The sequence below is a fragment of the Mycobacterium sp. PS03-16 genome, from assembly GCF_004570325.1.
Lineage (GTDB): Bacteria > Actinomycetota > Actinomycetes > Mycobacteriales > Mycobacteriaceae > Mycobacterium.
In genome coordinates this window covers 131,173-137,848 of the sequence record NZ_SPQO01000014.1, presented here as the reverse complement: position 1 = coordinate 137,848, position 6,676 = coordinate 131,173, and the positions used below count along the sequence as shown (strand labels likewise).

At 72.7% G+C, this 6,676-nt stretch carries 4 protein-coding genes and 1 tRNA gene; 4 read left to right on the top strand and 1 reads right to left on the bottom strand.

Annotated elements, in window-relative coordinates:
- From E4P42_RS14340 to E4P42_RS14325, 4 genes are all read left to right on the top strand, one after another.
- A partial coding sequence (locus E4P42_RS14340) for a hypothetical protein (RefSeq protein WP_135126732.1) occupies positions 1 to 216 on the top strand: 216 nt, incomplete at its 5' end.
- Positions 217 to 247: 31 nt separating this feature from the next.
- Positions 248 to 3,679, top strand: a complete 3,432-nt coding sequence (locus E4P42_RS14335; protein WP_245234022.1) for a BTAD domain-containing putative transcriptional regulator — start codon at positions 248 to 250, stop codon at positions 3,677 to 3,679.
- Between the two features lie 123 nt (positions 3,680 to 3,802).
- Positions 3,803 to 5,191 carry an FAD-binding oxidoreductase gene (locus tag E4P42_RS14330; RefSeq protein WP_135126731.1) on the top strand — a complete coding sequence of 463 codons (1,389 nt, stop codon included), beginning with the start codon at positions 3,803 to 3,805 and terminating at the stop codon, positions 5,189 to 5,191.
- 151 nt (positions 5,192 to 5,342) lie between these two features.
- Positions 5,343 to 5,416 (top strand) — tRNA-Met (locus E4P42_RS14325).
- Between the two features lie 220 nt (positions 5,417 to 5,636).
- Here the strand turns inward: E4P42_RS14325 and E4P42_RS14320 are convergent.
- Entirely contained in the window at positions 5,637 to 6,566 is a 930-nt protein-coding gene (locus E4P42_RS14320) for a LysR family transcriptional regulator (protein WP_135126730.1), read from the bottom strand.
- Positions 6,567 to 6,676: the final 110 nt, after the last annotated feature.

Below are 6,676 nucleotides of genomic sequence, written 5' to 3'. Positions count from 1 at the left end.
CGGGCGCCGGCGCCGCCGGCTCCCGGGGCGGCGGTACCGCCGCGGCCGGGCGGCCCGCCGCAGCAGTTGTCGTCGGCCAAGGCGGCGGCGCTGCAGGAGGTGCAGGACGCCATGAGCGGTCTGCAGGAGGCGCAGCGCAACGGCGACTTCGCCCAGTACGGCGAGGCGCTGCAGCGACTCGACGACGCGATGAACCGGTACTCCGAGACGCGCTGAGCCGACGCGGGACTGCGCTTAAGCTCGTCGGGTGCAGTTTCGCTTGCTCGGGCCGCTGCAGGTGGTGCACGCGGACTGCCCGGTCGACGTCGGGCCGCCCAAACAGCGTGCGGTGCTGGCGGTGTTGCTGCTGGCGGCGGGGCGGGTGGTGTCGGTCGACCGGCTGATCGACGCGGTCTGGGGCGACGATGCCCCCGGCAGCGCCACCGCCGGCCTGCAGGCCTACATCTCGAATCTGCGGCGGGCGCTGCGCGACGGGGCCTCGGCGCAGGTGGCGTCGCCGATCGTGCGCCAACCGCCGGGTTACTACCTGGACGTCGACCCAGCCTCGGTCGACCTCACGCAGTTCGCGACCGGGTGCGCGCAGGCGGCCGCGGCGATCGAGCGCGGTGACTGGGAGGAGGCGCTGCTCGCCGCGGATGCGGCGCTGGCGTGGTGGCGTGGCCCGTTGCTGGCCGACCTGCGCGACGAGCCCTGGGTCGCCGATGACGCCGCGCGCGCCGAGCAGCTGCGCACCGACTGCCTCGATGCGCGCATCACCGCGCTGCTGGCGCTGGGCCGGGTCCCGCAGGCGCTGGCCGCCGTCACCGACCTGCGGGCCGCGGCGCCCATCGCCGACCGGGGCTGCTGGCTGCACATGCTGACGCTGTACCGCGCCGGCCGGGCCGGTGACGCGCTCGACGTCTACACCCGCCACGCCCGCATTCTCGACGACGAGCTGGGCCTGCAACCCGGCGCCGAGCTGCGCGACCTGCAGACGGCCATCCTGCGTCAGGCCCCGGAGCTGGCGGCCTGGCCGCGGTCACCGGAGTGGACGGGCGCGGCCGACGTCACCACCCCCACACCGCCCGCGGTCGAGGCGCCGCGGGAGGCGTCGGCCGGCCGGTCGGCGCGGGTGCCACTGATCGGTCGTGATCGCGAATTGGCCACCGCAGCATCCGTTCTCGACGATGTGTTCGCCGGATCCGTGCGCTGGCTGGTGCTGTCCGGGCCGCCCGGTATCGGTAAGACGCGGCTGGCCGACGAGATCGCGGCGCACGTGGCGGCCGAGGGCGGGCGCACGGTGTGGGTGAGCTGTCCCGACGAGCGGGCCACCCCGCCGTGGTGGCCGATGCGTCAGGTGGTCCGCGCGCTCGGCGCCGATCCCGACGACGTGCTCGACGCGCCCGCCGACGCCGACCCCGACACCGCCAGATTCCGGGTTTACGAACGCATCCAGACGATGCTGGAATCGGTGCCGGACCCGCTGGCCGTGGTGGTCGACGATGTGCAGTGGGCCGATTCGACGTCGGCGGCCTGCCTGGCGTATCTGGCCGGCGCGCTGCGCGACCGGCCCGTGGCGGTGATCCTCACCCTGCGCGACGGGGATCACAGTGCCGAGGTGTCGCGGTTGGTGGCGACGGTGGCCCGCACGGACCGCAACCGGCACATCACCGTGCCCGCCCTGTCGGCGGATGACGTTGCGACGCTGGCAAATCAGGTGGCCGACGCCGAGCTGACCGACGGCGAGGCGGCGGTGCTGGCCGCCCGCACCGGCGGCAACCCGTTCTTCGTGTCCGAGTACGCCCGGCTGCCGCGCGCCGACCGGCAAGCCAGCGAGATGCCGGTGGCGGTGAAGTCGGTGCTCGACCGCCGCCTGGCGGGCCTGGACCCGGCGGTGGTGCACGTGCTGCGGACCGCGGCGATCATCGGCGACACCGTGGATTCCCATGCGGTGCCGCTGTTGGCGAGCGCCACCGGCATGGACGTGGACACGCTCGCCGACCACCTGGACGAGGCGGCCGACGAGCGGCTGCTGATCGCCGCGCACACCGGCGCCGGGTACGCGTTCGCCCACGGGCTGCTGCGTGAGCACCTGATCGCCGGGGTGCCCGCGCTGCGCCGGCAGCGGCTGCACGCGCGGATCGCCGAGGTGCTGGTGTCGAGCACCGCCGAGGACGCGGTGACCCGTCGGGCGCAGCATCTGCTGGCCGCGCAACCGCTGATCGATCCGTGCGAGGTGGTCGACGCGTGCCGGCTGGCGGCCGAGGACGCGACGGCGCGGTGGAGTTCCGACATCGCCGGGCGGTGGTGGCAGGCCGCGCTGGACGCCTACGACCGGCTCCCGGCTGCCGAGCGGGTGGACGAGGAGCGTGACGGGCTGACCGTGGCGATGCTCGAGGCGCACTCGCGGGCCGGGCGGGGCCGCCTGGTGCTCGACACCGTGGAGGTGCAGCTGGCCGAGGCGGTGCGGACCGGTCGGGTGGCGACCGCCGGGCGGGTCGCCAGCGCGCTGTTGCGGGCCAGCGGCGGCTGGCCGTGGCTGGCGCCTGGACACGATCCGGGGGTGCTGCTGTCGCTGCTCGATCGGGCTGCGGCACTGGCGGTCTCGGATCCGGCGGCGGGGGCGCGTGTGCTGGCCGCGCTGGCGGTGGGGCACTGCTATCACCCCGATGCGGGCGTGGCGGCCGGGCATCTGCAGCGCGCCGCCGGGCTGGCCGAGGCGACCGGCGACGACGACGTCATCGCCGACGTGCTGATGGGCCGGCTGATCACGTACTCGGGGGTGGCCACCTACAGCAGGCAAACCCTGGACTGGGTGGAACAGCTGAATCGATTGCACCACAGCAGGTCCCATGAGGACGCGGTGATCGCGCACTCGGTGGCGACGATGGCGGCGGTCAACCTGGCCGACATCGGTCTGGCCGAGGAGCATCTGCGGGCGGGAATCGCGGGGAGCGAGGAGCTGCAGCTGCCGGTGCTGCGCGCGCAGCTGCGGTGGATGGAGGCGGTGCTGGCGGTGTGGCGCGGCGATTTCACCGAGGCCGAACGTCACCACGGGATCGCCGCTGACGTGCACGAGCAGACCGAGCTGTACGAGGCGGGCAGCGGGCTGGTGGCGGCGGTGTCGCTGCTGCGCGAGAAGGGCGGCCCGGTCGCACCGGACTGGCCGGGCCTGGCGGCCGGCCCGGAGAGCGGCGGGCAGGGCATGGTGGGCCTGGTCCACACGGCGCTGCTGACCATCGACAGCGGGGCCGGCGCGCGGGGGCATGCGATGGCGCGGCTGGGGGAGTGGAGCGCGGGTGCCGAGCGCGCGCACGTATGGACCACGCTGGGTCACACGGCGCTGCTGGCGCACCTCGCGTGCGACTACCGGCTGCCGGAGTACGCGCCCGCGCTGCTGGCCGTGCTGAGCCCATACCGCGACCGGATCGCGGTGATCGGGCAGGTCGGCGTGGCCGGGCCGGTGGCGCTGGCCACCGCCCGACTGCATGCACTGCTGGGCGACCCCGACCGTGCGCTGGCGGACCTGGCCACCGCGGAGGACATCGCCACCCGGACCGGCGGCATACCCACGCTGCTGCGGTGCCGGCTGCTGCGCTGCGAGCTGGCCCCGGACCCGGCGACCGCGCGGTCCCTGGCCGGCGACGCGCTGGCCGCAGGCATGCGCGGTATCGCCGACGCGGCCGCGGCGCTGGCCTGAGTGCGTCGTGACCGGCGCTTGCGGCGGACTTGCGGGCCGCTTGGAGCGCGCTCCAAGCCTTCGCCAAGGGGCGTGGGTCAGGCTGAGCGCGACAGATCCACAGTGCTGTGAAAGGACCCGAGAATGACCCTGACCGACGTCGCCCGCGACGATCTGCTCGACCCGGTGGCGGCGCTGCGCGCGCATGTCGCCGCGCCGGTGGCGCTGCCCGGGGAGGCCGGCTACGAGCGCTGCACCCCGTGGAATGTGGCCGCCGACGTACGGCCCGCCGCGGTGGTGCTGGCCACCTCGGCCCGCGACGTCGCCGACACGGTGCGGTTCGCCGCGGCGCGCGGGCTGCAGGTGACGGTCCAGGCGACCGGGCACGGGGCGATCGGCGTCGATACGGACACCATCCTGGTGTCCACGGCGGGCATGTCCACGGTGACAGTCGACGCGCAGCGCCGCACCGCCCGCGTGGGTGCCGGGGCGCGGTGGCAGCAGGTGCTCGACGCGGCGTGCCCACACGGGCTGGCGGCGCTGTGCGGTTCGGCGCCAGGGGTGGGGGTGGTGGGGTTCCTCACCGGTGGCGGTGTCGGGCCGCTGGTGCGTACCGTCGGGGCGTCGTCGGACCATGTGCGTTCGTTCGAATTGGTCACCGGCACGGGGGATGTGCTGCGGGTGACCCCGGACGACCACGCCGACCTGTTCTGGGGGCTGCGCGGCGGCAAGGCCACGCTGGGCATCGTCACGGCGGTCGAGATCGATCTGCTGCCGATCGCCGAATTCTACGGCGGGGCAATGTATTTCGACGGCGCACACGCCGCCGAGGTGCTGCACACGTGGGCCGGCTGGTCGGTTACACTGCCGGATACCGTCAACACCTCGATTGCGCTGCAACAGCTTCCGCCGTTGCCGGGCGTGCCCGAACCGCTCGCCGGCCGGCTGACGGTGGCGGTGCGCTACACCGCGGTCGGCGACCTCACGGAGGCCGAACGGCTGCTGGCGCCGATGCGGGCGGTCGCGCCGACGGTGATGGACACCGTGGGGGTGCTGCCCTACGCCGCGATCGGTGCGGTGCATGCCGACCCGGTCGATCCGATGCCGGTCTACGAGGATCAGACCCTGCTGCACGGGTTCGACGCGGCGGCGGCCGAGGCGTTGCTCGCGGTCGCCGGGCCGGGGTCGGGCTCCGTGCAGGCGATCGTCGAGGTGCGCCTGCTCGGCGGCGCGCTGGCCCGCGAGCCGCACCACCGCGGCGCGTTGTGCCACCGGGATGCGGCGTATGCGCTGACGACGATCGGGGCGCTGGTGCCGCCGGTGGCCGACGCGGTCCCGCAGCATGCGACGGCGGTGCTCTCGGCGCTGGCGCCGTGGTCGACGGGTGGGCTGCTGCCGAACTTCGCGCCGTCGACCGATCCGCGGCGGGCGGCGCGGGTCTACACCGAGGACACCCGGTACTGGCTGGCCGCGCTGGCCGACCGGTACGACCCGGCCGGGGTGTTCCGCACCGGGCAGGTGGTCCGCGCCTGATTACTGTGACCGCGCGCGTCTGCACCCCGACACGCCGGTGCAGACGCGCACCTCGGGCACGCTCGTGGCCGGAGTGAGCAGCGTCATAGCTTCCGGCGAGCTGGCGATTTGGAGGACGGCCGACGCCTTCGGTAACCTCGTGTTCACCCGACGCGGGGTGGAGCAGCTCGGTAGCTCGCTGGGCTCATAACCCAGAGGTCGCAGGTTCGAATCCTGTCCCCGCTACTAGGTAGAACGGCCCTCGGACTTCTGTCCGGGGGCCGTTTTCATGCGCGATGGGAACAGTCGTTGAGCAAGTCGCGTGTGCGAGCGAAGTCGCCACCGGACCACATCGAGTCATGTCAACGGTGCCGTGATGCGGTCGCGGAACTCAACTTTCGTCAGCGACGCCGCTGATGTGTTCGATTGTTTGATCGTGACCGAAGCGCTGCCGCGGCCCCTGGAATCAGCTCGTCGCGCCGACGCGGGTGGTTCCTGTCGGCGGGCGGTGCGCGGCGATGAACTGCGTGAGGCGTTGCGCGGCGGTATTGCTCTTCCGGTCTCTGGGCCAGGTCAGCACTGTACGCCGCACTGCCTCGGGCTCAGTGAACTCACGCAGCTCGACCCCCTCGGCGCCGGCGAGCCGCACAGCGAGCTCGCTGAGCACACCGACGCCGAGTCCGGAACGGACCATCGCGACCAGGGTGTGCGGGCTGGCCACTCGACGAGCGCCACCGACGCGCACGCCGGCAGCGGTGAGCAGGGCGGCCACCTCGGGCGACAGTCCCCTTGCGCCGTCGCCGCAGCCCGGGGTCACCACCGTTTCACCGTCGAGGTCCGTCAGACTTGCCGTCGTAGAGTCGACAAGCCGGTGCGTCGGGTGGATGAGAAGTTTGAGCGGCTCGTCCCACAACTCGATCCACTGCAGTTCCGGATCATTGCGGACGTAGGCCAACGGCGCGATCGCCAGATCAGCTTCGCGCCGGTGCAGCATGTGCGGCAATGTGTCCGTTGGTCCTTCGAGGACCTGTACCTCGATGTTGTGTTCGACGCGGCTGAACCGGTCGATCAGCCGGGGCACGAAATCACCGGTAACGCTTGACATGCACGCCAGCCGCACCGTGCCATAGGTGGAGCCGCTCAGCGCGGTGGCTTCTGCCCGCGCGCTGTCGAGCGTGTTCAACACGTCGTAGGCGCGGCCCAGGAACACTTCACCGGCGACGGTCAGTCGGACCGGGCGGATCGCGCGATCGATCAGTACGACACCGAGGTCGGCTTCGAGCTTCGCCACCTGCTCGCTGATGCGTGACTGCGCGCGGCCCAGAGCGCGGGCCGCCTGAAGGAACCCGCCCTTCTCGGCTACAGCGACGTAGGCCTTGATCCAGTCGGTGTGCACAACCGCGGATCCTATCCGGATTCCGGATTGGATGTATCTGTTTTCCGTGGGTTCAGCCAGCGGGGAATCGACATACGCTCGCGCAGCGCGTGACCAACCTCACAACAAGG